Genomic DNA, 25,327 nt, shown 5'->3' on the forward strand with positions numbered 1-25,327 from the left:
CGCCTCCACCGGACGGGACGCCGCATGACCACCTCGACCCAGACCGCGACCGCGGTCACCATCCGCCGCGCCCGACGCGAGGACGTCGAGCGCATCGCCGAGCTGATCATGCTCGGCGCCGCCACGCAGACGATGACGGCCGACGCGATCCGCGCGGAGGCGCGCCACCCCGGCTATGCCGAGGCTTTCGCCGCCATCGAGGCGTCCGCCCACAACGCGCTCTTCGTCGCCGAGGAGGCGGGGGGCCTGGTGGTCGGCACCTTCCAGGTCACGCTGATTCCCGGGCTGGTGGCGCGGGGCCGGATGCGGGCCAAGTTCGAGAGCGTCCATGTCGCGCCCGAGCGGCGCGGCCATGGCATCGGCCGCATCATGATCGCCCATGCGCTCGCCTTCGCGCGCGAGCACGGCGCCGGCATGGCCGAGCTCAGCTCCAACAAGTCGCGCCTCGACGCGCACCGCTTCTATGTGAACCTCGGCTTCGCCCAGAGCCATGAGGGCTTCAAGATCGAGCTCTGATCGGCGCCGCGAGCGCCGGGATCACGAAGGGGCGATGCGGCCCGCGCAGGGCAGCCCGGCTCTTTCTCCCACGCGGGAAGCGGCCTAAACATCGCGCTTCCTCCTCTGCATCAGGGACCGGGACCGCGCCATGCCAGCCAGCCAGAGCAAGCCGATCGACCTCCATTACTGGCCGACCCCGAACGGCTGGAAGATCACCATCATGCTCGAGGAGTGCGGGCTGCCCTACCACATCGTGCCGGTGAACATCGGCAAGGGCGACCAGTTCAAGCCGGACTTCCTCGCCATCTCGCCCAACAACCGGATGCCGGCGATCGTCGATCCCGAGGGGCCGGACGGCAAGCCGATCTCGGTCTTCGAATCGGGCGCGATCCTGCAGTATCTCGGCCGCAAGACCGGGCAGTTCTATCCCGCCGACGAGCGCGGCCGCGTCGCCGTCGACGAATGGCTGTTCTGGCAGATGGGCGGCTTCGGGCCGATGCTCGGCCAGACCCACCATTTCCGGCTCTATGCGCCCGAGAAGGTGCCCTATGCGATCGACCGCTACACCAACGAGACCAACCGCCTCTATGGCGTGCTGAACAAGCGCCTGGACGGCCGCGACTACATCTGCGGCGACTACTCGATCGCCGACATGGCCTGCATCGGGTGGGCGCGGGGCTGGGAGAAGCAGGGGCAGGACCTGAAGCAGTTCCCCCATGTCGCCCGCTGGATCGAGACGATGATGGCGCGGCCTGCCGTGCAGCGCGGCCTCAAGGTCGGCGAGGCCCTGCGCAACCCGGCCGGCATCTCGACGCCCGAGGAAAAGGCGATCCTCTTCGGCCAGAAGGCCCGCTGACCATCATCCACGCCGTTCCGTGAGTCATCCTGGCCAAGCGGCGCAGCCGCGCAGGCCGGGATCCATCCTCGGGCTGGTCGGTGCCCTGTGATGGATCCCGGTCGGCCTGCGGCCGCCCAGGATGACGGTGGTGTTTCCGAGAGAACTTGGAGAGTACCGCGCAGAAAAAGCCCCGACCGGCCTGAGCCGCGGGGTTTCGCACGAAGTCCCCCGGAAGGGGATGCGCGGAGCCGGGTGGCGCGCGTCCTTGCCGCGTGCCGATGTCGAGTGTCGATGTCGAGGTCGATGCAGCGCCGATCTCGCGCCGCCCGGCTCCGCGCGCGGGTGTTTTGGGCGTCGCGGCCATCAGTCCCTTGACTAGGGGGCTTGCGGCCGTTCAGCCTCCGGGAGCCGTCGCCCGCAACGGCGACGCCTCCCGAAACCCGCAACTTCACCCGGCCGCACGATGCCTCGCGACAGCCCCCTTGGTCGGGTGCAGCGCAGGCAGCATAGGCATGGGATGGCGCGGCGGGGATAAGTCCGCCGTCGCGGATCGGTCGAGGTCGCGCCTCAGTTCGCCCGGTTCCAGGTCACCGAGCGGCAGATCAGCCCGCCCAGCACGCAGCCCGAGGTGGTCAGTTTGTCGCCGGCCAGCGTCATCGTGCCCGAATAGGTCTTGCCGTCTTCGGGGTTGAAGGCGCTGCCGCTCCATTTGCCGTCGCCGGACGGCTTCATGTCGTAGAAGATGCGCTGGCCGACCTTAGCCGGGCCATTGGTATCCTTGAGCCAGGCCAGCGTGCCGCACATCGCCTCGCCGCATTTGGCGAAGCGCACCCGCGAGGCGCCGCTCTCGCGCAGCCAGGTGCCGGCGACATCCTGGGCGAGCACGGCTCCTCCCGAGGCGAGGCTGAGCGCGAGGGCGCCGAATCCGGCCAGCCCCGCACGCGAAAGACGCGATCCGATGGTCATGAAAACCTCCCTGTCAGACCACGCTATGCTGCATGGTTCAGATATGAACCTTAAGCCGGAACCGGGCCGCTTCCAAGGGCCTGTCGCGAACGCGCCGAGCCGGCTTCCGCAGCGGAGGGTGAATCCTCCGTTGACGGGCGTTTCCGCATTTGCCGGAAAGCGCTTTGAAAACACTACGTTTTTCGGAATGGAAGGCTGAATCGAGCGTTGATTTAACCGCTCGCTCATTCCTTGTTGAGCTTCGATTCATCGCGAATTTTAGCGAGCCCTTTAAGCGCCGCCGCCAGTCTCCTCCTCACGAGCCGGGACCTTTGGACGGGTGGCCGGCGCCAACGAAAGACAAGGGTGGATGTCATGGCACGCATGGAAATGAGCGCGATCCCGGCCTCGCTGGTGGTCCCGAGCGAGGCTTCGGCCGAGGCCTATTACGAGCTGGGTCTGATGTATGCCTCCGGCCGCGGCATCCCGGTCGATCTGGTCACGGCGCAGAAATGGTTCAACGTCGCCCAGGCCCGCGGCTGCGGCCGGGCCGCGGCCCACCGCCAGGAGCTGGCGCTGGAAATGACGCGCGATCAGGTCTCCCAGGCGCTGCGTGAGGCGAGGACCTTCCTGACCCGCCACTGAGACCGGTCACGCTCTTGATCCTGCCGGGACCTCTTCCTAGGCTGGCGGCGAGCAAGGACAGTGAGCATGTATCGGGATGCCAGTGCGTTCATCTACGTCTTCCTGCCACGGGGATTGAGCGTCGAAGGTCGCGAGGAGCGCTATGGGGAGCCCCTGCACGAAGCCCTTGGCGAAGCCAGTCTCGGCGTTGTGAGCGGCGGCGGCACCGGTCTTGGCGTGCCAGACGAGGACGGCAACCGCGAAATCGAGTTTTCGGGCGTCGATGTCGATGCCGACGATGAGGCCAACGTTCCAGCTATCCTCGAGTTGCTGCGAGGCGTGTTGCCGACGCTGGGGTGCCCGCGAGGCACGCAACTCCACTATACGCTTGCGGAGGTCCCTCTCCAGGACGAGTTCGACGGCAGCAACTGGTCGTTGCGGCAAACGCGCACGATGATGCATCCGGGTTCCGGCGTCTGAAAGGCTGCAGGCCGGCGAGCCTTGTGGGGCGGGGAGGGCGCGGTTATAAGCGCGCCGCGTTCCCAGAGTTTCTGGCCCCAAAATCGTCCCCGAGGATCCATCGATGGCTGTTCAGCGTACCTTCTCCATTCTCAAGCCCGACGCGACCCGTCGCAACATCACCGGCGCGGTCAATGCGGTCATCGAGAAGGCCGGCCTGCGCATCGTCGCGCAGAAGCGCATCCACATGACCAAGGCCCAGGCCGAGACCTTCTACGCGGTCCATTCGGCGCGGCCCTTCTTCGGCGAGCTCGTCGAGTTCATGACCTCCGGCCCCGTGGTCGTGCAGGTCCTCGAGGGCGAGGACGCCATCGCCAAGTATCGTGAGGTGATGGGCGCCACCAACCCGGCCAACGCCGCCGAGGGCACCATCCGCAAGCTCTTCGCCGAATCGGTCGGCGAGAACACCGCCCATGGCTCGGATGCGCCGGAAGCGGCCGCCGTCGAGATCGCCCAGTTCTTCTCCGGCAACGAGATCGTCGGCTGATCCGACGACCACATCGGCTTTCATGAGAAAAGGGGGCGGGTCGTGATCGACCCGCCCCCTTTTTCGTGCCGCCGCGGCGCTGGCCGGGCCGCGATCATTGGCCCCGGCCGTCAGAAGCCCAGGTCGAAGGCGTAGCTCGCGGACACGCCGACCGTGATCGAATCGCGCGAGCCGAAGGTCCGCACGATCGGCGACTTCGCGGCATCGCCGACCAGATGCTTGTACTCGACATAGGCCGTGGTCTGGAAACGCTCGGACCAGTTGTAGGTCGCCTGCGCGATCGCGCCGTAGGACAGGACGCCGCTGTTGAAGCGCTGCAGCAGCCCGCCGGTGCCGGCGGTGCCGGGGATCGAGCCGAAATAGGTACGCACATAATCGGCGCTGGCGACGGTCATGCGCGGGCCGATGCCGAGCTTCCAGGTGTCGTTGATGCGGGCGAAGGCGTCGAGCTTCACCTCCGCGATCAACCCGTCATGGGCGACGATGCCACGGCGCAGATCGACGCGCGCGCGCAGCCAGGAGGCCGGGTAGAACTCGGCGAAGGCGCCGGCCTCGGCGCCGAACTTCACATTGGGCACGCCGATCAGCGCGGGGTTGACGCTGGACTTCCGCTCCCAGAGCAGGTTGCCGGAGAAGCCGACGCGCCAGGCGGTGCCGGAGAAGAAGCCGATCGAGATCGCGTCGTCCTCGGCCGACCACCAGGTGCTCTTCAGCCCGCGGCCAAGCGAGATGATCGGCTTGGGCCGGAAGACGTAGTCGTTGGAGCCGAGATAGTCGGGCTGACGATGCAGGCCGGCGCCGAGCGTCAGCGTCCAGTTCTGGGCCGATTGCGGCGAGGTCAGGGTGGTGTAGTCGGGGGACTGGGCCGCCGCCCGTTCGGGCGAGGACAGCAGGAGGCAGGCGACGAGGCCCGCCAGGAACGCAACGCTACGCATGGCACTCAACTCCGGCGCGACGGCGCCACTCATGACCAGAGAGCCGCAGAATGAAGCATTAGGATTAACCCCGGGTTGACGATGCGCCGCGTGCGGCGGGCTGCGGCAACCATGCCTGCCTGGCGCCGCGGGTGCCACCGCCGAGGCCGGTTTCCTTTTTTTCGCCATGCGTTACGAAGGGGCTATGACCGAATTGCCACGCATCGCGCATCACCCCTCGACCTGCCCGCATGACTGCCCCTCGGCCTGTTCGCTGGAGGTGGAGGTCATCGACGGGCGCAGCATCGGCCGGGTCCGCGGCAGCAAGCGGCAGAGCTACACCGATGGCGTGATCTGCGCGAAGGTCGCCCGCTATGCCGAGCGGATCCACCATCCCGACCGGCTGCTGCATCCCCTGCGCCGCACCGGCCCCAAGGGCTCCGGGCAGTTCGCGCGCATCTCCTGGGACGCGGCGCTGGACGAGATCGCGCAGCGCTTCCTCGCCATCGAAGCGGAGCACGGGGCGGACGCCGTCTGGCCCTACTACTATGCCGGCACCATGGGCCTGGTGATGCGCGATGGCATCAACCGCCTGCGCCATGCCAAGCGCTATTCCGGCCAGTATTCGACGATCTGCACCACCACGGCCTGGACCGGCTTCATCGCCGGCACGGGCCGCCTCGCCGGGCCGGACCCGCGCGAGATGGCGCAGTCCGACTGCGTCGTGATCTGGGGCACCAATGCGGTGCACACCCAGGTCAACGTCATGCATCACGCCATCAAGGCGCGGAAGACTCGTGGCGCCAAGATCGTCGCCATCGACATCTACCACAATGCGACGCTCGCCCAGGCCGATCTGGCGCTGGTGCTGCGGCCGGGCACCGACGCGGCGCTCGCCTGCGCGGTGATGCACATCCTCTTCCGCGACGGCCATGCCGACCGCGCCTATCTCGCTGCGCATACCGATGCCCCCGAGGAACTCGAGGCGCATCTGCAGAGCCGCACGCCTGAATGGGCGGCGGCGATCACCGGGCTCGAGGTAGCGCAGATCGAGGAATTCGCCGCGCTCGTCGGCACCCGCAAGAAGAGCTTCTTCCGCCTCGGCTACGGCTTCGCCCGCCAGCGCAACGGCGCCGTCTCGATGCACGCCGCGCTCTGCGTGCCGACCGTGACCGGAGCCTGGCAATACGAGGGCGGCGGCGCCTTCCACAGCAACAGCGGCATCTACAACTGGCGCAAGAGCCTGATCGAGGGGCTCGACGTCCGCGACCGCAGCGTGCGCGAACTCGACCAGTCGCAGATCGGCCGCATCCTCACCGGCGACGCCGAGGCCCTGCGGCAGGGCGGGCCGGTCAGGGCACTCCTCATCCAGAACACCAATCCGGTTTCGGTCGCGCCCGAGCAGGAGCTGGTCAAGCGGGGCTTCGCCCGCGAGGACCTCTTCACCGTCGTCCATGAGCAGTTCATGACCGAGACGGCGCAGATGGCCGACATCGTGCTGCCGGCGACGCAGTTCCTCGAGCATGACGACATCTACCAGGGGGGCGGCCACCAGCACATCATGTGGGGCGGCAAGCTCGTCGAGCCGGCGGGCGAATGCCGCTCGAACCATGACGTGATCTGCGCCCTGGCCAGGCGCCTGGGCGCGCAGCATCGCGGCTTCGACATGACCCCGCGGGAGATCGTCGACTGGACGATGCGCGAGAGCGGCCGCGGCACGCTCGACGAGCTGATCGCGAACGAATTCCTCGATGTGCAGCCGGAGTTTCGCACGGCGCATTATCTCGACGGCTTCGGCTATCGCGACCGCAAGTTCCGCTTCAAGCCGGACTGGCCGAAGGTCCCCAACGCCAATGCCGGCCCGGTCGGCCCCTGGTGGGAGATGCCGGTGCTGCCCGACCAGTGGGACGTGCTCGACAATGTCGATGCCGACCACCCCTTCCGCCTCGCGACGAGCCCGGCCCGCAGCTTCCTGAACTCGACCTTCACGGAGACCCCGAGCTCCGTGAAGAAGGAGGTCGGCCCGACGCTCATGCTGCACCCCGACGATGCGGCCCGCCTGGGCATCGCCGCCGGCGACGAGGTCATCGTCGGCAACAGCCGCGGCAGCGTCCATCTCGCGGCCGTTGTGTTCGAGGGTGTGGTGCGCGGCGTCGTGATCGCCGAATCGATCTGGCCCAATGCCGCCCACAAGCACGGGCGCGGCATCAACACGATCACCGGCGCGGACGGCCCGGCCCCCTTCGGCGGCGCGGCCTTCCACGACAACAAGGTCTGGATCAAAAAGGCGTGACCACCCACCCTTGATTTTTCGGCGGTGCTATGGACCATCCCTCGCGCAGGCAGGCCGTTCCCGGGACTGATGCGCCTGCTTTCGAAGGACGAACGAAGTCATGATGATGCGGCGGATGGGTGCGGTCTTCCTGGCCGGTGGGATCTCTGTGCTGGCGACCCTGGGCGCGCAGGCCGCGAGCGGCGGCAGCGCCCTGCCGCCGCCGGACCCGACGGCCAAGAACCTGACCCCCTACATGATCCAGCTGCGCGCCTTCGATGCCTGCCTGGTGACGCAGTCGCGCCTGATGGGCACGACGCGCGAGGCGGTCCATACGCCGTGCAGCTGCTACGCCAAGGGCACCATCAAGGCCATGACCAAGGACGAGATTCAGGCCTTCCGCGACACCGGCTACTTCAACGATTCGGCCCGCGAGAAGGGCCTGGGCTTCATCGATCGCTGCAAGCTCAAGCGGCCGATCTGACCGGCTGCGCCGCCGCGAAGAAGCGCCCACGCATCCGGCCCGCATAGGCCGTGAGCGTCGGCCGCTGCTCGAGCAGCGCGCGGAACGGCGAATCGAACAGCGGCGCCAGCGCCGCGATCAGGAAGGCACCGGGCGCGGCATCGCCGCCGACCGGCGCGTCTCCACCGAAAAAGGGGCGCTCGCCCAGGATCGCCACCATGGCGTCGAGCGCCCGGGCCGAGAGCTGCAGCCGCTCGGCCGGGCTGTGGCGGCCGATGCCATGGCCGTCGACGTTGCGCCGCACCTTGCGGCGCACCAGCGCGCAGACGAGCGGCCGCAGCGGCGCCGGCACCGGCTTGAAGAACTGCGCCGGGCCGCGGGCGAAATTGCCGTCGTCGAGCCAGCGCTCGGCCACCATGATCCAGTAGATCTGGTCTTCCAGCATCTTCTCAAGCGCCCACTGGACGCCGCGCCGCTCCGCATCCAGCCCGGCGTCGAAATCAAGGCCGTGACGCGCCTCGAGATGGAAACGGATGAAGCTCGAATCGCAGATCGTGATGCCGTCCTCGACGATCAGCGGCAGCTTGCCCTTCGGCGCCCTGCGCAGATCGCCGACCCGCACCTGATAGGGCAGGCCCGAGAGCTTCAGCAGGATCTCCGCCTTGATGCAGAACGGGCTCGGATCGGGCAGGCCGAAGGCCGGTCCGAAATGGTGCAGCGTGATCATGCTCTTCCTCCCATGGCGCAGGACGACGTGATGACGCTACTGACATAGTCCTGACAGGATTTGTCAGCACCATCGGGCATTCTCCGATCGTCGAAGGCCAAGCGGGAACGACCGACATGCAGCGCGCCGAACGATTGCTCGACATGATCCAGAGCCTGCGCCGCCGCCGCCGCCCGGTGACAGCCGAGACGCTGGCTGCCGAGCTCGACGTCTCCGTGCGCACGGTCTACCGCGACATCGCCGCGCTGGTGCGCCAGGGCGTGCCGGTGCGCGGCGAGGCCGGCATCGGCTATGTGCTGGATGCCGGCTTTGACCTGCCGCCGCTGATGCTCTCCCCGGACGAGATCGAGGCCGTGCTGGTCGGGATGCGCTGGCTCGGCGAGCGCGCCGACCCGGTCCTCGCCCGCGCGGCGGAGGACGTCGTCAGCAAGGTCGCCGCCGTTTTGCCACCGCATCTGCGGCCGATCCTGCTCGACGGGGCGCTCTTCGCGCCGCGCTATGGCCGTGATGCGCCGACCGACCAGGTCGACACCGCCGCCGTGCGGGCCGCCATCCGCCTCGGCCGCAAGCTCGAGGTCCGCTACCGCGACGAGAGCGGGCAGGACACGCAGCGCATGATCTGGCCGATCGGCATGACCTTCTACGACCGCGTCCGCATCGTCATCGCCTGGTGCGAGCTGCGCCAGGACTTCCGCCATTTCCGCACCGACCGCATCACCGATCTCGTGGCGCGCGAGGAACGCTATCCCGCCCGCCGGGCCGATCTCTTCCGGCGCTGGCAGAAGGAGGAGGAAGCGCGCTGCAAGGAGGAGGCGGATCGGCGCGAGCAGGCTCAGCGCCTGACGAGCACGCCGTCGACCAGCGCGACATTGCCGGAGGCGACTGCGGCGAGCGCCTGCGGATAGAGCCCATGCTCCTGCGCGAGGACGCGGGCCGCCAGGCTGTCCTCGTCGTCGCCCGGCAGCACCGGCACCCTGGCCTGCGCGATCACCGGACCGGCATCGAGTTCGGGCACGACGAAATGCACGCTGCAACCATGCTCGCTGGCGCCGGCCTCGAGCGCCTGGCGATGGGTGTGCGTGCCCTTGAACAGCGGCAGCAGCGAAGGGTGGATGTTGATCATCCGGCCCGCCCAGCGCTGCACGAACCAGGGCGTCATGATCCGCATGAAGCCGGCCAGGACGACGAGGTCGATCTGGTGGACGCGCAGCACCTCGTCCATCGCCCGCTCGAACGCCTCGCGATCCCGCGCGAAGGCGCGGTGGTCGACGGTGGCGGTGGCGATGCCGAAGCCGCTCGCCCGCTCCAGCCCCGGCGCGCCGGGCACGTTCGAGAGCACGAGCGCGATCTGCGCGGGATAGCCCGGCGCGCGCGCAGCCTCCACCAGCGAGACCATGTTGGAGCCACGCCCCGAGATCAGGATCCCGACGCGCGGGCGGATCGTCGCCTTGCTCACAGCGAAAGCTTGCCGCGGTAAGTGACCTGCTCCTCGTCCGCTGCAACCGTCACGACCTCGCCGAGCCGGACTGGAGCCTCGCCCTCCGCCGCCAGGGCCGCCATCACCTCATCGGCCTTGGCCGCCTCGGCCGCGACGATCATGCCGATGCCGCAGTTGAAGGTGCGCAGCATCTCGCGCTCGGCGACGCCGCCGACCTTCGCCAGCCAGCCGAAGACGGGCGGGACGGGAATGGCGGCGAGGTCGAGCGACACGCCGAGCCCGTCCGGCAGAACGCGCGGAATGTTGTCGGGAAAGCCGCCGCCGGTGATGTGGGCCAGCGCCTTGATGCCGCTGGTCGCCTTGATCGCCTGGAGCAGCGGCTTGACGTAGATCCGCGTCGGGATCAGCAGCGCCTCGGCCAGGCTGCTGCCGGGCGCGAAGGGGGCGGGCGCCTCCCAGCCAAGACCGGAGAGGGCGACGATGCGCCGGACCAGCGAATAGCCATTGGAATGGACACCGGAGGAGGGCAGGCCGAAGACGACGTCGCCGGGCTGGAGATCGGCCCGCGGCAGCAGCGCCCCGCGCTCGGCCGCGCCAACGGCGAAGCCGGCGAGGTCATAGTCCTTCTCGGCATACATGCCGGGCATCTCGGCGGTCTCGCCGCCGATCAGCGCGCAGCCGGCCTGGCGGCAGCCATCGGCGATGCCGCGCACAATCTCGATGCCGACCTTCGGGTCGAGCTTGCCCGTGGCGTAGTAGTCGAGGAAGAGCAGCGGCTCGGCGCCCTGCACGATCAGGTCGTTGACGCACATCGCGACGAGATCGATCCCGATCGTCGAATGCAGCCCGCTTTCGATCGCAATCTTGACCTTGGTGCCGACGCCGTCATTGGCCGCGACCAGGATCGGATCGGTGAAGCCGGCGGCCTTCAGGTCGAACAGCCCGCCGAAGCCGCCGATCTCGGCATCCGCGCCCGGCCGGCGCGTCGCCCGCACCAGGGGCTTGATGGCGTCGACCATGGCGTTGCCGGCGTCGATGTCGACACCGGCCTGCGCATAGGTCAGTCCGTTCGCGCCGGGCTTGCTCATGGGGGTATCGCCTCGCTTCCGTTCGCGGGAGCGATAGGCAAGCGGGCGGCACCTTGCAAGCCGTCGGGGTGCTCCGCCGTCGGAAACCCGCGGAAAACGCGGGGCGTGCCGCGGTCAGCGCAGGCCGGCGAGCCGGCCGCCTGCCCGCAGGAACCGCGTCGGGTCGACCGGCTCGTCGTCGATACGGGTCTCGTAGTGGAGATGCGGGCCGGTCGAGCGGCCGGTGCTGCCGACCCGGCCGATCACGGTGCCGGTCGTCACGCTCTGCCCGACCGAGGCGAGGATCGCCGACATATGCGCGTAGCGCGTGGTGATGCCGTTGGCGTGCTCGATCTCGACCATGTTGCCATAGCCGCCGGAATACTCTGCGGCGATGACCTTGCCGGGCGCCGTGGCGCGGATGGGTGAGCCGGTCTCGGCCCGGAAGTCGACGCCGGTGTGCATCGCCGGAGCCCGGGTGAAGGGATCAACCCGGTAGCCGAAATTCGAGGAGAAATCGGCCTCGCCGGCCATCGGCTTGGCGAGAGGCAGCTGCTCGGCGAGGCTGCGCAGCCGCATGACGGAGGCGATGCGAGGCTGCAGCGCGCTCAGCGTCGCCTCGAACGGCCCGGCCGCGGGATCGATCTTCAGCGGCACGAACGGGCCGCCGACGCCCTTGGCGACGCTGCTCTGCGCTGCGAGCCGGTCGGTGTCGAGGCCTGTCTCCGAGAGGGCGCCGCGCAGGCGCTTCTGAGATTCCTGCAGCGTCGCGTCCATGTCGCGCAGTGCCGCGAGCTGCGCCCCGGCTGTGTTGGCCAGCGCCCGGTCGAGCCGGGTGAGGGCGGTTTCGACCCGCTGGGCCGGCGGCTGCGGCTCGGCCTTGCCGGACCGCCAGGGATCCTGCGTGTCGCCCGCGCCCCGCAGGCCCGGAGCATCGGGGGCCGGCGTCGGCTTCGTCGGCATGATCGGCGCGAAGCTGGTGACGCCCGAGGCGCGGATCGGCTCCTCGGGCTTGATCAGGCGCGGCCGCAGCGGCGCGGCCTTGGATGCCGGCACGATCCCGCCGGCCTGCAGCGTATCGGCCAGCGCCGTGACGAGGGACTGGCGGGATTCGAGCTCGGCCTGCCGTGTGGCGAGTTCATCGACCCGCGCCTCGACCCCGTCCTGGTCGAGCAGGGCCCGGCTGGCGAGCCGGTCGACATCGGCCCGCAGCGCGGCGATCCTGTCCTCATAAGCGTATTGCCGCGTCGTCTCGCGGGCGATCAGCCGGGCCGCCAGATCGTCCTTGCTGAGCACGTACCAGCCCGAGAGCCCGCAGCCCGCCGTGGTCAGTCCGAGCCAGGCGAGGCCCAGAAGAACGGTCGAGCGTCGGATCGTATAGGTCTTGTGGGTCACGAGCCCCGAGACGGGAAGAGCAGGGCCTGACGAAGCGGAATGTGACATGTTACGCGGGACCGGAAAGTGACGCTGCCGATACCGCCATCAGACCCCGTTAAGGTTAATCTTTCGCAAATCGAGGCCTGGACGTCTCACAATCCCTGCGCGGCGGCGAGAACCTCCTCGGCATGGCCCGCCACCTTCACCTTGCGCCAGATCCGCGCGATCTTGCCGTCGGCATCGATCAGGAAGGTCGTGCGCTCGACGCCCATATAGGTGCGGCCATACATGCTCTTCTCGACCCAGATGCCGTAGTCCTGCAGGGCCTGCTGGGCCTCGTCGGCGGCGAGCGCGAAGTCGAGCTTGTGCTTGGCCTTGAACTTGTCGTGGCTCTTCACCGGATCGGGCGAAATGCCGAGGATCACGGTGCCGGCGCCCGCGAAAGCAGCCCGCAAGCCGTTGAAGGCGATCGCCTCCTGGGTGCAGCCCGGCGTGTCGTCCTTGGGGTAGGCATAGAGCACGAGCTTCTGCCCCTTGAAGTCGGCCAGCGACACCATGCCGCCCCCGTCCCGCATGAGCGTGAACGCCGGGGCCACGTCACCTTCGTTGAGAGCCATCGAAACGCCTTCCTTTCGTCGCCTTCGCGCTGCATGGCGCAAGCCATGCCCGCCCGTCATGATAGGATGAGGCAGGACGCGGGGAAATGGTGCGTCTTGCCGAATCGCTCGGCCCGGCGGCATCGACGGACAGGGTCGCATCAGCCGGCCTGACGCGCCTACGACAGGGAACCCGCGGCGGATCATCCGCCCGAGAGGATCGAACAGACCTTGCTGGACCAGGACGCGAACAGGCCGAGAGGCGATTCGGCGGCGGCCGCGGCACAGGCCGGGGCCGATTGCGACGTCGCCGAGGTCACGCGGCGCGCCAAGGCCGGGCTTCTGACGATCGCGGTGGCCGGCGTCGTCGCGCTGCTGACGCTCGCGGGCGCCGCCGCGACGCTCCTCGTCACGGGCCTCGTGCCGCTGTCGGGGCTGGAAGGGCGCATCACCGCGGCGATCGAGGAGCGGCTGGGCAAGGAATGGACGGTCGAGGCGGCGAGTGCCGAGCTCAGCCGCACCGACGGGCAGTCGCAACTGCGGGTCCGGCAGGTCTCCTTCCGCCACAGCAGCGGGGCGGCGATCCGGGCGCCCGAGGCCATCCTCGGCTATGAGCCGCTGGCGCTGCTGCGCGGCGACATCCGGCTGACCTCGGTCGATCTGCGCGGCGTCAATGTCCGGCTCGGCGTCAACAAGGACGGCGCGCTGATCGTCAGCGCGGATGCCGCGCCGGCCGAGCCCGCGCTGCCGGCGACCCTGCCCGACTCGGCGCAATGGAACGCCTTCACCGGCATCATCGCGGCGATATCGACGCTCGCAAAGGGGGACGGGCTGCTCGGCGCGCTCGAGACGGCGGGCATGAACGGCGCGCGGCTTGCCCTCGTCGATCCGGAAGGCCGCCAGAAGGCCGGCTTCGAGGATGTCGAGATCCGCCTGATGCGGACGCAGAACCGCGGCACGCGCCTGACGGTCAAGGGCCGCACCGGCCAGCGCTGGAAGGAGCTGGCCATCGACCTGACCAGCAAGCCGGACGGGACGCAGCGCGCCGATCTCGACATCGTGCGCTTCGAGCCCGCCGAAGTCGTCGCGCTGGCGCTCGGCACGGGCGGCCTGATGCTCGAGGGGCTGCCCCTGCGTGGCAAGGCCAGCCTCGTCCAGACGCCCGACGGCCAGCGCTCGATCGAGGCACGCCTCGACGTCCTCCCCGGCGTGATCCGGTTTCCGGACGGGCCGATGCCGCCGATCGCGGTCGATGCGGCGCATTTCGAGGTCGCCAGCAGCGGCGATTTCTCGACCATCGACGTCAGGTCGATGGCGCTCTCCGCCGGGCCGACGCAGCTCGAGGCGCATGGCAGCATCCGCGCCGAGGACGGCGCCTGGCGCGCTGCGCTCGAGGCGAAGGGGCAGCTTGCCGGCGTCGACAACGATCCGCCCGTCGCCATCGACATGGCGCGTGCCGATCTGCGCATCGACCCGCGCCAGAACGAGGTGCGGATCGACTCGATGTCGGTCCAGGGGCCGGCGATCCATGCGCAGGGCAAGGGGCTGGTCCAGCAGGTCGGTCCGTCGCCCCTGCAGCGCTTCTCGATCCTGGCGACGGAGTCCGATCCGCGGGCGGCGCTGGCGCTCTGGCCCCGCTGGACCTCGCCCGAGGTCCACAGCACGCTCTCGCGCCAGTTCCTCGGCGGGCGGCTCGCCTCGCTGCGGGTCGAGATGGACCTGCCGGCGGAGGACCACGCCAGGCTGCTGCAGGGTGCCGGCATTCCCGACGAGGCGCTGACCGTCACGGTCGATGCCTCTCAGGTCCGGTTCGAGCCCGGCGCCGGCCTGCCGCTCCTGGTCGATGGACATGTCACGGGCCGGGCCACGGGACGGACGGTCAAGCTCGCGATCGAGTCGGCGAACGCCGAACTCGGCAACGGCCGGCAGCTCCAGATGAGCGAGGGCAGCTTCGAGATTCCCGAGACATGGATGCCCCGGGCCCGGGCCCGGACGGCCTTCCGGACCATCGGATCGATGGAGGCCCTCGCAGCCCTCTTCGCCTTTCCCGCGCTGAAGGACTTCGCACCCGGCGACATCGATCCCGCCAGCCTGCGCGGCCATTCCGATCTCAGGAGCGTGGTTGCGCTCGCTCTGGTCGACGATCCCCGCCCCGGCGAGATCGTGATCACCAGCACGGGGACGCTTTCGGGCGTCGCCTCCGACACGCTGCTGGGGACCGAGAAGCTCGAGGGCGGCACGCTGTCGGTGCAGTTCGACAAGGCGGGCCTCGCCGTCAGGGGCGACGCCCGCGTCGGCGGCGACCGGGCCCAGGTCGAGATCCGCCAGGATCCGAAGGGCAGGGGCGAGGCGACCCTGTCGCTGACGCTCGACAATGCGGCGAGGCAGAAGCGCGGGCTCGGGCCCGAGGCAGGAATCAACGGTCCGGTCGCGGTGCGGGTCACGAAGGCCCTGGGCAAGGGCGTGGCCGGGACGCCGCGCGTCGAGGCCGACCTGACCAGGGCCGCGCTCGACGGCGTCGTCCCCGGGCTGAGCAAGCCGGCCGGACGGGCCGCGAAGCTGTCCTTCCTCTATCTCGCGGATGCCGATGGCCCCGATCTCGACGACCTCGTCTTCGATTCCAATCCGGTGCTGATCCGCGGCAAGGTCGAGTTGACCCGGCAGAATGCCTTCGAAGCAGCCGGTCTGTCGCAGGTGCGGCTGTCCACCGGCGACAACCTCAAGGTCGACGCCAGGCGCGAGGGCAGCCTGACGCGGGTCGTGGTCCGCGGCGCCGTGGCCGATGTGCGCCCCTTCATCCGCGACCTCCAGAGCGCGTCCGGCCCTGCCGCGCGCGCCGGCAAGCCCGCCGGCAAGGGCGGCGACCTCGATCTCGACCTCGACGTGCCGATCCTGACCGGCTTCAACAACGAGGCCATCACCAACGCCACGCTCAAGCTGCAGAAGCGCGGCGGCGATCTCCGGACGGTCGCGTTCCAGGGCCGGATCGGGCGCGCCGAGGTCACGGCGCGGCAGAGTTCGAAGCTCGGCGAGCCGGCCGGCGGCCTCGTCGTCCAGTCGGAGAATGGCGGCGCCCTGCTGCGCTTCGTCGATCTCTACCGCCGGGCCTTTGGCGGCGATCTCATCCTCAATCTCGGCCCTGGCGAAACGCGCCAGAGCGGCGAGCTGCTGTTCCGCAACTTCGTCGTCCGCGACGAGCCGGCTCTGCGCCGTGTCGTCGGCGGTCAGTCGGCCCAGGGGCTGGCCGGAGACCGCGCCGACAACGCAGCGCCGCCCCTGCCGATCAATGTCAGCGAGGTCACCTTCATCAAGCTGCGGGCGGAGTTCACGCGCTCCGCCAGCCGCCTCGACGTCTCCGACATGGTGATCTGGGGCCAGCAGGTCGGCTTCACCCTGCAGGGCAATGTCGATTACGGGCGCGACCGCGTCGACATCGGCGGCACCTTCGTGCCGGGCTATGCCTTCAACAACGCCTTCGCGCAGGTGCCGGTGGTGGGGGCGCTGCTCGGCGGCGGCAGCCAGTATGGCGGGCTCTTCGCCGTCAATTTCCGGATCGCCGGCGCCGCCAGCGCCCCGACCATGACGATCAACCCGCTCTCGGCGATCGCGCCCGGCATCCTGCGCCGCTTCGTCGACCCGCTCGGCGGCGCGCCGGCCCAGCAGCCGATCCAGCCGAGCCCGCCCGGCCAGCCGCCGACGCGCTGAGGCCGGCTACTCCGGCCGCAGCAGGATGTGCTTCTTCTTGCCGAAGGAGAGCTTGATCGCGCCCTCCGCGAGGTCGGCGGTGCCGAGCATGGCGCGCTCGTCGGTGACGACGGCGTCGTTGACGCGCAGGCCACCGGCCTTGACCTGCCGGCGGGCCTCGCCGGTCGAGGGCACGAGCCCGGCCTTCACGAAGGCGCTCAGCACGCCCAGCCCCGGCTCCAGCTCCGCCCGCGCGATCGCGACGCTCGGCAGGTCGGCCGCCGTCTCGCCCTGCTCGAAGGTCTTGCGCGCCGTCTCGGCCGCAGCCTCCGCCGCCTCGCGGCCATGCACGATGGCGGTGATCTCGGTCGCCAGGATCTTCTTGGCCTCGTTGATCTCCGAGCCGCCGAGCGCGGCGAGCTTCGCGATTTCGGGCAGCGGCAGGCGCGTGAACACCTTGAGGAAGCGGCCGACATCGGCGTCCTCGGTGTTGCGGAAATACTGCCAGAAATCATAGGGGCTGAAGACATCGGCGTTCAGCCAGACGGCGCCATTGGCGGTCTTGCCCATCTTGGCGCCCGAGGCGGTGGTCAAGAGCGGCGTCGTCACGCAGTAGAGCTGCGGCCCGCCCATCCGGTGCGAGAGGTCGACGCCATTGATGATGTTGCCCCACTGGTCCGAGCCGCCCATCTGCAGGCGGCAGCCATGGCGCCGGTTGAGCTCGACGAAGTCGTAGCCCTGCATGATCATGTAGTTGAATTCGAGGAAGGACAGCGACTGCTCGCGGTCGAGCCGCAGCTTCACCGAGTCGAAGGAGAGCATCCGGTTGACCGAGAAGTGGCGGCCGACCTCGCGCAGGAACTCGACATAGTTCAGCTTCAAGAGCCAGTCGGCATTGTTGGCCATCAGCGCGTCCGTCGGGCCGTCGCCATAGCGCAGGATGCGGCCGAAGACCCGCTTGATGCTCTCGATATTGGTCGCGATCTCCTCGACGGTGAGCAGCTTGCGCTGGTCGTCGCGGAAGGAGGGGTCGCCGACCATCGAGGTGCCGCCGCCCATCAGCGTGATCGGCCGGTGCCCGGTTTCCTGGAACCAGTACAGCATCGTCAGCGAGATCAGATTGCCGATATGGATGCTCGTCGCGGTCGCGTCATAGCCGACATAGGCCGTCTGCACGCCCTGCCGGCAGAGCGCGTCAAGGCCCTCCGGATCGGAGACCTGATGGATCAGGCCGCGCTCGTCGAGCACGCGCAGGAAATCGGACTTGTAGGTGGTCATGGCTGGGTTCTCGTCGGGGCCGACAGCTCGTCCACCGTCATGGTCGGGCTTGTCCCGACCATCCACGTCTTCTGGAGCCGGGCGCCGTGCCCAAGACGTGGATGCTCGCCACATGGGCGAGCATGACGGAGAGGATCGTCAGACGCTTTCCTGTTCGCTCTTGATGATCTCGGGGCCGACCATGCGGTCGAGATAGGTGCCGACCTGGCTCATCAGCACGTCGACCTTGCCGTCGAAGAAGTGGTTGGCGCCGTCCACGACCGTGTGCTCGATCTGGATGCCCTTCTGCGTCTTCACCTTCTCGATCACCGCCATGACCTCCTTGACCGGCGCCACGCGGTCCTCGGATCCATGGACGAACAGGCCTGAGGAGGGGCAGGGCGCCAGGAAGGAGAAGTCGTAGCGGTTGGCCATCGCCGCGATCGAGAGGAAGCCCTCGATCTCGGGGCGGCGCATCAGGAGCTGCATGCCGATCCAGGCGCCGAAGGAGACGCCGGTGATCCAGCAGCTCTTGGCCTCGGGGTTCAGCGCCTGCATCCAGTCGAGCGCGGCGGCAGCGTCGGAGAGCTCGCCCGCACCATGGTCGAAATGGCCCTGGCTGCGGCCCACGCCGCGGAAGTTGAAGCGCAGCGCCGAGAAGCCACGATTCACGAAGGTGTAGAACAGGTTGTAGACGATCTGGTTGTTCATCGTCCCGCCGAACTGCGGGTGCGGATGCAGGATGATCGCGAGCGGCGCACCCCGCTTCTTGGCCGGCTGGTACCGGCCCTCGATCCGGCCGGCCGGGCCGTTGAAAATCACCTCGGGCATCGTCTCGTCGCCTTTGTGTTGGGCTGCTGCCGCCTCGAACGGGCCGGGAGCCGGCGGAATGCCGCCGCTCTGGCCCGGCCGCCCTTGACGACGCCGCCGCTCGCGCCCTACATCAGGCGCTTAGAATGGTTCTAACGGCCGTGAACAAGTCGAGAACATGGGCAGTCGCCGCTTCGGATGGCTGCTCAGGATCCCGGCCAGAGCCGGTTCGGACGGGCGGCTATAGCACGGCGCCGGGGTGCGAATTCAAGCATTTCGTGCCCGCTGGCCTGTGAAGCAGAATTGGAGCAACCGCGATCGTGACCCTCCCGGCACGCGCCTACCTCGATCACAACGCCACGACCCCGGTCCGGCCGGAGGTCGTGCAGGCGATGGTGCGCGCTCTGGAGCTGCCCGGCAATCCGTCTTCGGTCCATGCCGAGGGCAGAGCGGCGCGTAGCGCGGTTGAGCGTGCGCGCGAGCAGGTGGCCGGGCTGGTCGGGGCCAAGGCCGCCAACGTTGTCTTCACCGGCGGCGGCACCGAGGCCAACGCGACCCTGCTGTCGCCCGCGCTGATGGACTGCGACGGCGGGCGCGACTGCGTGCGGACCCCGGCTTCGCTGCTCCTCCATAGCGCCACCGAGCATCCTTGCGTCCGCGACGGTCACCGCTTTCCGGCGCAAGTGGCCGAGGCGCTTCCCGTCGATGCCGACGGCGTCGTTGACACGGCCTGGCTCACGGCCCGTCTGGAGCGCCTCACCGCGGAGCATCCGGGCGCGCGGGCGTTGGTCTCCGTCCACCTCGCCAACAACGAGACCGGCGTGATCCAGCCGCTCGCGGCCATCGCGGCGATCGCAAAGCGCTTCGGCGCGCTCGTTCACAGCGACGCCGTCCAGGCCGCCGGCAAGATCGCGGTCGACATCGAGGCGCTCGGCGTCGACGTGCTCACCCTCTCGGCCCACAAGCTCGGCGGCCCCAAGGGCGTCGGCGCCATCGTCTTCCGCACCGGCGCGCTCGAACTCGCCGACAAGCTGCTGCGCGGCGGCGGCCAGGAGCGCGGCTGGCGGGCCGGCACCGAGAACGTGCCCGGCATCGTTGGCTTCGGCGTCGCCGCCGGCCTCGCCGCGCAGGCGCTCGCCACCGAAGGCCTGCGCCTTGTCACCCTGCGCGACCGGCTGGAGGCGGGGCTGCTGGCGCTGTCGCCGCAGACCGCGCTCTTTGGCCGCGCCGCGCCGCGCCTGCCCAACACCTCGGCCTTCGCGACACCGGGGCTGAGCGCCGAGACGACGCTGATCAAGCTCGACCTCGCGGGCGTCGCCCTGTCGTCCGGCTCGGCCTGTTCCTCCGGCAAGGTCCGGCGCTCCCATGTGCTGACCGCCATGGGCGTCGACCCCGCCATGAGCGCAGGGGCCTTGCGGGCGTCGCTCGGATGGACCACCTGCGAGGCCGACATCGACCTCTTTCTCGCGGCCTATGCGAAAGCGCTGGCCGCGATCCCTGATCGGAGCGCGCGGGCTGCCGCCTGACGCGTTGCGCACGACGAAGACCAAACCGGCGGGCCTTGAACCCGCGACAGGAGAGCAGACATGGCAGCGGTCCAGGAGACCATCGATCAGGTCAAGTCGATCGACGTGACCGAATACAAATACGGCTTCGTCACCGAGCTCGAGGTCGAGAAGCCGGCCAAGGGCCTGACCGAGGACACGGTCCGCTACATCTCCGGCCGCAAGAACGAGCCGGAATGGATGCTCGAATGGCGGCTCGATGCCTTCCGTCGCTGGAAGACGATGACCGAGCCGGCTTGGTCGCGCGTGCAGTACCCGCCGATCAACTACCAGGACATCTACTACTACGCCGCCCCCAAGGGCCCGGCGCCGCAGTCGCTCGACGAGGTCGATCCGGCGATCCTGGAGACCTACAAGAAGCTCGGCATCCCGCTCAGCGAGCAGGAGATCCTGGCCGGTGTCGCGCCTGAGAACCGCGTCGCGGTCGATGCCGTGTTCGACTCGGTCTCGGTGGTCACGACCTTCAAGAAGGAGCTGGCCCAGGCCGGTGTGATCTTCTGCTCGATCTCGGACGCGATCCACGAGCATCCCGAGCTGGTGAAGAAGTACCTCGCCACCGTCGTGCCGGTGACCGACAACTATTTCGCGACGCTGAACTGCGCCGTCTTCACCGACGGCTCCTTCGTCTACATCCCCAAGGGCGTGCGCTGCCCGATGGAGCTGTCGACCTATTTCCGCATCAACGAGCAGAACACCGGCCAGTTCGAGCGCACGCTGATCATCGCCGACGAGGGCTCCTATGTCAGCTATCTCGAAGGCTGCACGGCGCCCAAGCGCGACGAGAACCAGCTCCATGCGGCGGTGGTCGAGCTGATCGCGCTCGACGATGCCGAGATCAAGTACTCGACCGTCCAGAACTGGTATCCGGGCGATGCCGAGGGCAAGGGCGGCATCTACAACTTCGTCACCAAGCGCGGCGACTGCCGGGGCAAGAACTCCAAGATCTCCTGGACGCAGGTCGAGACCGGTTCGGCGATCACCTGGAAGTACCCGTCCTGCATCCTGCGCGGCGACGGCTCGCGTGGCGAGTTCTACTCGATCGCGGTGTCGAACGGCGCCCAGCAGGTCGATTCCGGCACCAAGATGATCCATCTCGGCAAGAACACGACCTCGAAGATCATCGCCAAGGGCATCGCGGCCGGGAAATCCGACTCGACCTATCGCGGCATGGTCTCGGCCCACCGCAAGGCGACCGGCGCGCGCAACTTCACCAATTGCGACTCGCTGCTGATCGGCGACCAGTGCGGCGCCCACACCATCCCCTATATCGAGGCCAAGACCGCGACCGCCGTCTTCGAGCACGAGGCCACCACGTCGAAGATCGGCGAGGACCAGATGTTCTACTGCCAGCAGCGCGGCCTCTCCGAGGAGGAGGCGGTGGCGCTGATCGTCAACGGCTTCGTCAAGGAGGTGCTGCAGCAGCTCCCGATGGAGTTCGCCGTCGAGGCGCAGAAGCTGATCACGATCTCGCTGGAAGGCTCGGTCGGCTGATTTGAACCAGCCCTCATCCTGAGGAGCCGCCAGAGGCGGCGTCTCGAAGGATGATGGGTTCGTTACTTGAAAGCATCCTTCGAGACGCGCTGCGCGCTCCTCAGGATGAGGGCTCACGAAAGAACGAAACCATGCTCGAAATTCGCAACCTCGTCGTCAAGATCGCCGACGAAGACAAGCAGATCCTCAACGGCCTCAACCTCACCGTGAATGACGGCGAGGTCGCCGCCATCATGGGGCCGAATGGCTCCGGCAAGTCCACGCTGAGCTATGTCATCGCCGGCAAGGAGGACTATGAGGTCCTCGACGGCGAGATCCTGCTCAATGGCGAGAACGTGCTGGAGATGGAGGCCGATGCCCGCGCCGCTGCCGGCATCTTCCTAGCCTTCCAGTACCCGCTGGAGATCCCCGGCGTCGCCACCATGACCTTCCTGAAGGCGGCGATGAACGCCCAGCGCCGCGCCCGCGGCGAGGCCGAGCTGCTGACGCCCGACTTCATCAAGGCCGTCAACGGCGCCGCCGACAAGCTCGGCATCGCCAAGGACATGCTGCGCCGGCCGCTCAATGTCGGCTTCTCCGGCGGCGAGAAGAAGCGCATGGAAATCCTGCAGATGGCGCTGCTCTCGCCCTCCATGTGCATCCTCGACGAGACCGATTCCGGCCTCGACATCGACGCGCTGCGCATCGTCGCGGACGGCGTCAACGCGCTGCGCGACAAGAGCCGTGGCTTCCTCGTCATCACCCACTACCAGCGCCTGCTCGACCACATCATCCCCGACACGGTCCACGTCATGTCGAAGGGCCGAATCGTGAAGACGGGCGGCAAGGAACTGGCGCTCGAGCTCGAGAAGTCGGGCTACGCCGCCTATGTGGAGGCGGCGTGATGTCCGTCGTCACCCCGCTGAAGACGGCGGCCGAGCAGGCGCTGAGCGCCCAGTTCGCCGCCGCCAAGGCCGAGCTGCCCGGCGCCCTGCCGGTTCGCAAGCTGCGCGAGGATGCCTTCGCCGGCTTCGAGGTCCGCGGCCTGCCGCATCGCCGGCTCGAGACCTGGCGCTACACCGATCTGCGCGGCCTGCTGCGTGAGGCCCGTCCGCTGGCCGAGAGCGCGACGGTCAGCGTGGCGGTGCGTGCCCGCGTCGCGGCGCTTCCCGCCGGCGGCGTCAGGCTCGTCCTCGTCGACGGTGTCTTCGTCCCCGAGCTGTCGACGCTGGAAGGGCTGCCCGAAGGCCTCTCGATCCACAGCCTGGCGGATGCGCTGGTCTCGGGTCGCGATGACCTCGCCCGCGTGCTCTCCGGGCCGGGCGTGGCCAGCACCGATGCCGGGCTGATGCTCAACACGGCGCTGATGCGCGACGGCGTCTTCATCGAGATCGCCGCCGGCACGGAACTGGCGCAGCCGGTGACCATTCTGTCCCTCGCCTCGGGCGAGGAGGAGCGCGCGATCTTCCATCGCTCGGTCGTGCTGGCCGGAGCCGGTGCGAAGGCGACAATCGTCGAGATCGGCGAGAGCGTCGGCAGCGCCGCCTCCCAGATCAACGGCGCCATCGTCTTCGAGACCGGCGACGAGAGCGACGTGCAGCATGTCCGCATGATCACGCGCCACCGGCCGGAGACCGTGCAGGTCCAGAGCCTGCTGGCGACCGTCGGCGGCCAGGCGAAGTTCGAATCCTTCGCCCTGGTCTGCAACGCCGGCACGCTGCGCCAGCAGCATTTCGTCCGCTATGCTGGCGAGCACACCGAGATCGGCCTGCGCGGCGTCAACCTGCTCGGCGGCAGCGAGCATTCCGACGTGACGCTGGTCATGGACCATGAGGTCCCCCACGGCACCAGCCGCGAGATGTTCAAGTCGATCATCGGCGGCGAGGGCACCGGCGTCTTCCAGGGCAAGGTCATCGTGCGTCAGCACGCCCAGAAGACCGACGGCAACATGAAGAGCAACGCGCTGCTGCTGAACGACGGCGCGACCATGTTCAACAAGCCCGAACTCGAGATCTTCGCCGATGACGTCGTCTGCGGCCACGGCGCCACCGTCGCCCAGATCGACGGCGAGCAGCTCTTCTACCTGATGGCGCGCGGCCTGCCGCGGCCGCAAGCCGAGGCGCTGGTGCTGCAGGCCTTCGCCGGCGAGGCGGTCGAGTTCGTGCAGGACGAGGCGCTGCGCGAGATGGTCATGACCGAGATCGAGGCCTGGCTCGGCGCGCGCGAAGCCTCCTCCGTGGTGAGTGCGGTCTGATGCCCTACGTCAATCTGCAGATCACCAAGGGCGCGACGCGGGCCCAGAAGGCCGAGATCGTCAAGGCCTTCACCGACACGCTTGTGCGCGTGCTGGGAAAGAACCCGCAGAACACCCATATCGTGATCCAGGAGATCGAGCGCGAGGATTGGGGCCATGGCGGCGAACTGGTCGCCGACAAGACAGCTTTAGACAAGGCCCCTGCCTCGCTTGGAAAGGCTTGAGAACATGAACGCGCCGGTGAAGCCCTACGACATCGAAGCGATCCGCCGGGATTTCCCGATCCTGGCGCGCGAGGTCTACGGCAAACCGCTCGTCTATCTCGACAACGCGGCCTCCGCCCAGAAGCCGGAGGTCGTGATCGAGGCGATGTCGAAGCTGATGCGCGAGGACTATGCCAACGTCCATCGCGGGCTGCACTATCTCGCCAATGCCTCGACGGAAGCCTATGAGGCGGCTCGCGAAAGCGCGCGCCGCTTCCTCAACGCCGCCCATCTGGAGGAGATCGTGTTCGCGCGCTCTTCGACCGGCGCGCTCAACACCATCGCCTCCTCGCTCGGGCGCCATCTCCAGCTCGGCGAGGGCGACGAGATCATCCTCTCGATCCTGGAGCACCACTCCAACATCGTGCCCTGGCACTACTGGCGCGAGCGCCATGGTGCCGTGATCAAATGGGCGCCGGTCGACGAGGACGGCAACTTCCTCGTCGAGGAATTCGAGAAGCTGATCTCGGCCCGGACCAAGGTGGTCTCCCTGACGCATATGTCGAACGCGATCGGCACCATCCTGCCGATTCCCGAGATCGCCGCGATCTGCCGCTCGCACGGCATCCCGCTGGTGGTCGACGGCAGCCAGAGCGCGGTGCATCTTCCGGTCGACGTCCAGGCGCTGGGCTGCGACTTCTACTGCTTCACCGGCCACAAGACCTATGGGCCGACCGGCTCCGGCATCCTGTGGGGCAAGCGCGAATGGCTCGAGAAGCTGCCGCCCTATGAAGGCGGCGGCGAGATGATCGTCACCGTCACCGAAGACACGGTCACCTACAACGATCCGCCGCACCGCTTCGAGGCCGGCACGCCGGCCATCATCGAGGCGGTGGGCCTGGGCGCCGCGCTCGACTACATGATGGCGCTCGGCCGCGAGAACATCGCCGCGCACGAGGCCAGGCTCGGCGCCTACGCCATGCAGCGTCTCGGCGAGATGAACTCGATCCGCATCTTCGGCAAGGCGAAGCAGAAGGGCGCGATCGTCGCCTTCGAGATGAAGGGCGCCCATGCCCATGACGTCGCGACGGTGATCGACCGGGCCGGCGTCGCGGTGCGCGCCGGCACCCATTGCACCATGCCGCTGATGGCCCGATATGGGGTGACGTCGACCTGCCGGGCCTCGTTTGGCCTCTACAACACGATGGACGAGGTCGACAGGCTCGTCGAAGCCCTGCAAAAGGCCGAAAGCCTGTTTGCCTGAGTAGGATTGCGATCATGACCGACACCGTCGCAGACGACATCAAGCCGAACGCGCC

24 protein-coding genes are annotated in these 25,327 nt (G+C 68.5%); 15 read left to right on the forward strand and 9 right to left on the reverse strand.

Annotation, left to right across the window (positions count from 1 at the left end; all coding sequences use genetic code 11):
• Nucleotides 1–24: 24 nt before the first annotated feature.
• Nucleotides 25–516, forward strand: coding sequence for a GNAT family N-acetyltransferase (locus BSY19_RS16590; protein WP_069055107.1), 492 nt, complete (start codon nucleotides 25–27; stop codon nucleotides 514–516).
• Between the two features lie 130 nt (nucleotides 517–646).
• Nucleotides 647–1,354 carry a glutathione S-transferase N-terminal domain-containing protein gene (locus BSY19_RS16595; protein ID WP_069055108.1) on the forward strand — a complete coding sequence of 236 codons (708 nt, stop codon included), beginning with the start codon at nucleotides 647–649 and terminating at the stop codon, nucleotides 1,352–1,354.
• A gap of 549 nt (nucleotides 1,355–1,903) precedes the next feature.
• On the opposite strand, the gene BSY19_RS16600 is transcribed toward BSY19_RS16595, so the two are convergent.
• The gene (locus tag BSY19_RS16600; RefSeq protein ID WP_069055109.1) at nucleotides 1,904–2,302 is read right to left on the reverse strand and encodes a DUF2147 domain-containing protein; all 399 of its coding nucleotides are present in this window, start codon (nucleotides 2,300–2,302) and stop codon (nucleotides 1,904–1,906) included.
• Between the two features lie 354 nt (nucleotides 2,303–2,656).
• Here BSY19_RS16600 and BSY19_RS16605 point away from each other — a divergent pair, with 354 nt between their 5' ends.
• The 3 genes from BSY19_RS16605 to ndk all read left to right on the forward strand — a co-directional run bounded on the left by BSY19_RS16605 (nucleotide 2,657) and on the right by ndk (nucleotide 3,911).
• Nucleotides 2,657–2,926: an SEL1-like repeat protein gene (locus tag BSY19_RS16605; protein WP_069055110.1), complete on the forward strand. Its 270-nt coding sequence runs from the start codon at nucleotides 2,657–2,659 to the stop codon at nucleotides 2,924–2,926.
• 66 nt (nucleotides 2,927–2,992) lie between these two features.
• Nucleotides 2,993–3,385, forward strand: coding sequence for a hypothetical protein (locus BSY19_RS16610; RefSeq protein WP_069055111.1), 393 nt, complete (start codon nucleotides 2,993–2,995; stop codon nucleotides 3,383–3,385).
• Between the two features lie 103 nt (nucleotides 3,386–3,488).
• A complete protein-coding gene (ndk, locus tag BSY19_RS16615) occupies nucleotides 3,489–3,911 on the forward strand; it encodes a nucleoside-diphosphate kinase (protein ID WP_069055112.1) in 423 nt (140 codons plus the stop codon).
• Nucleotides 3,912–4,021: 110 nt separating this feature from the next.
• On the opposite strand, the gene BSY19_RS16620 is transcribed toward ndk, so the two are convergent.
• Nucleotides 4,022–4,846 carry a MipA/OmpV family protein gene (locus tag BSY19_RS16620; protein WP_069055113.1) on the reverse strand — a complete coding sequence of 275 codons (825 nt, stop codon included), beginning with the start codon at nucleotides 4,844–4,846 and terminating at the stop codon, nucleotides 4,022–4,024.
• A gap of 184 nt (nucleotides 4,847–5,030) precedes the next feature.
• Here BSY19_RS16620 and BSY19_RS16625 point away from each other — a divergent pair, with 184 nt between their 5' ends.
• Together BSY19_RS16625 and BSY19_RS16630 are read left to right on the forward strand one after the other, a co-directional pair.
• Nucleotides 5,031–7,118 carry a molybdopterin-containing oxidoreductase family protein gene (locus BSY19_RS16625; RefSeq protein ID WP_069055114.1) on the forward strand — a complete coding sequence of 696 codons (2,088 nt, stop codon included), beginning with the start codon at nucleotides 5,031–5,033 and terminating at the stop codon, nucleotides 7,116–7,118.
• A gap of 100 nt (nucleotides 7,119–7,218) precedes the next feature.
• Nucleotides 7,219–7,581 carry a hypothetical protein gene (locus tag BSY19_RS16630; RefSeq protein ID WP_069055115.1) on the forward strand — a complete coding sequence of 121 codons (363 nt, stop codon included), beginning with the start codon at nucleotides 7,219–7,221 and terminating at the stop codon, nucleotides 7,579–7,581.
• On the opposite strand, the gene BSY19_RS16635 is transcribed toward BSY19_RS16630, so the two are convergent.
• The gene (locus tag BSY19_RS16635) at nucleotides 7,565–8,287 is read right to left on the reverse strand and encodes a glutathione S-transferase family protein (RefSeq protein ID WP_069055116.1); all 723 of its coding nucleotides are present in this window, start codon (nucleotides 8,285–8,287) and stop codon (nucleotides 7,565–7,567) included. The genes BSY19_RS16630 and BSY19_RS16635 overlap by 17 nt on opposite strands.
• 116 nt (nucleotides 8,288–8,403) lie before the next feature.
• Between BSY19_RS16635 and BSY19_RS16640 the strand changes: the two genes are divergently transcribed.
• A complete protein-coding gene (locus BSY19_RS16640; protein ID WP_069055117.1) occupies nucleotides 8,404–9,192 on the forward strand; it encodes a helix-turn-helix transcriptional regulator in 789 nt (262 codons plus the stop codon).
• Here BSY19_RS16640 and purN read toward each other — a convergent pair.
• The 4 genes from purN to bcp all read right to left on the reverse strand — a co-directional run bounded on the left by purN (nucleotide 9,120) and on the right by bcp (nucleotide 12,786).
• Nucleotides 9,120–9,743, reverse strand: coding sequence for a phosphoribosylglycinamide formyltransferase (purN, locus tag BSY19_RS16645; RefSeq protein ID WP_083247658.1), 624 nt, complete (start codon nucleotides 9,741–9,743; stop codon nucleotides 9,120–9,122). The two genes, BSY19_RS16640 and purN, sit on opposite strands and share 73 nt — an antisense overlap.
• Nucleotides 9,740–10,813: a phosphoribosylformylglycinamidine cyclo-ligase gene (gene purM, locus BSY19_RS16650; protein WP_069055118.1), complete on the reverse strand. Its 1,074-nt coding sequence runs from the start codon at nucleotides 10,811–10,813 to the stop codon at nucleotides 9,740–9,742. Before purM ends, purN begins: the two co-directional genes overlap by 4 nt.
• Nucleotides 10,814–10,927: 114 nt before the next feature.
• On the reverse strand, nucleotides 10,928–12,235 hold the full coding sequence (locus BSY19_RS16655) for a M23 family metallopeptidase (protein WP_083247659.1): 1,308 nt from the start codon (nucleotides 12,233–12,235) through the stop codon (nucleotides 10,928–10,930).
• Nucleotides 12,236–12,321: 86 nt separating this feature from the next.
• Complete coding sequence (gene bcp, locus BSY19_RS16660; RefSeq protein ID WP_069055120.1) at nucleotides 12,322–12,786, reverse strand: thioredoxin-dependent thiol peroxidase; 465 nt, start codon at nucleotides 12,784–12,786, stop codon at nucleotides 12,322–12,324.
• A gap of 210 nt (nucleotides 12,787–12,996) precedes the next feature.
• Here bcp and BSY19_RS16665 point away from each other — a divergent pair, with 210 nt between their 5' ends.
• The gene (locus BSY19_RS16665; protein WP_069055121.1) at nucleotides 12,997–16,470 is read left to right on the forward strand and encodes a hypothetical protein; all 3,474 of its coding nucleotides are present in this window, start codon (nucleotides 12,997–12,999) and stop codon (nucleotides 16,468–16,470) included.
• Nucleotides 16,471–16,476: 6 nt separating this feature from the next.
• On the opposite strand, the gene tyrS is transcribed toward BSY19_RS16665, so the two are convergent.
• Together tyrS and BSY19_RS16675 are read right to left on the reverse strand one after the other, a co-directional pair.
• Nucleotides 16,477–17,727, reverse strand: coding sequence for a tyrosine--tRNA ligase (tyrS, locus tag BSY19_RS16670; protein ID WP_069055122.1), 1,251 nt, complete (start codon nucleotides 17,725–17,727; stop codon nucleotides 16,477–16,479).
• 138 nt (nucleotides 17,728–17,865) lie between these two features.
• The gene (locus tag BSY19_RS16675; RefSeq protein ID WP_069055123.1) at nucleotides 17,866–18,537 is read right to left on the reverse strand and encodes an alpha/beta hydrolase; all 672 of its coding nucleotides are present in this window, start codon (nucleotides 18,535–18,537) and stop codon (nucleotides 17,866–17,868) included.
• Between the two features lie 299 nt (nucleotides 18,538–18,836).
• Between BSY19_RS16675 and BSY19_RS16680 the strand changes: the two genes are divergently transcribed.
• From BSY19_RS16680 to BSY19_RS16705, 6 genes are all read left to right on the forward strand, one after another.
• On the forward strand, nucleotides 18,837–20,042 hold the full coding sequence (locus BSY19_RS16680) for a cysteine desulfurase family protein (RefSeq protein ID WP_069055124.1): 1,206 nt from the start codon (nucleotides 18,837–18,839) through the stop codon (nucleotides 20,040–20,042).
• A 60-nt stretch (nucleotides 20,043–20,102) separates the two neighbouring features.
• Nucleotides 20,103–21,572: a Fe-S cluster assembly protein SufB gene (sufB, locus tag BSY19_RS16685; protein WP_069055125.1), complete on the forward strand. Its 1,470-nt coding sequence runs from the start codon at nucleotides 20,103–20,105 to the stop codon at nucleotides 21,570–21,572.
• Nucleotides 21,573–21,703: 131 nt separating this feature from the next.
• Nucleotides 21,704–22,456, forward strand: coding sequence for a Fe-S cluster assembly ATPase SufC (gene sufC / locus BSY19_RS16690; protein WP_069055126.1), 753 nt, complete (start codon nucleotides 21,704–21,706; stop codon nucleotides 22,454–22,456).
• Nucleotides 22,456–23,805: a SufB/SufD family protein gene (locus tag BSY19_RS16695; RefSeq protein WP_069055127.1), complete on the forward strand. Its 1,350-nt coding sequence runs from the start codon at nucleotides 22,456–22,458 to the stop codon at nucleotides 23,803–23,805. The genes sufC and BSY19_RS16695 overlap by 1 nt, the downstream gene beginning before the upstream one ends.
• Nucleotides 23,805–24,029 (forward strand): tautomerase family protein, encoded by a 225-nt coding sequence (locus BSY19_RS16700; RefSeq protein ID WP_069055128.1) that lies wholly within the window; start codon nucleotides 23,805–23,807, stop codon nucleotides 24,027–24,029. Before BSY19_RS16695 ends, BSY19_RS16700 begins: the two co-directional genes overlap by 1 nt.
• A gap of 4 nt (nucleotides 24,030–24,033) precedes the next feature.
• Complete coding sequence (locus BSY19_RS16705; protein WP_069055129.1) at nucleotides 24,034–25,272, forward strand: aminotransferase class V-fold PLP-dependent enzyme; 1,239 nt, start codon at nucleotides 24,034–24,036, stop codon at nucleotides 25,270–25,272.
• The last annotated feature ends 55 nt before the right edge of the window (nucleotides 25,273–25,327 follow it).

The organism is Bosea sp. RAC05 (assembly GCF_001713455.1).
GTDB lineage: Bacteria > Pseudomonadota > Alphaproteobacteria > Rhizobiales > Beijerinckiaceae > Allobosea.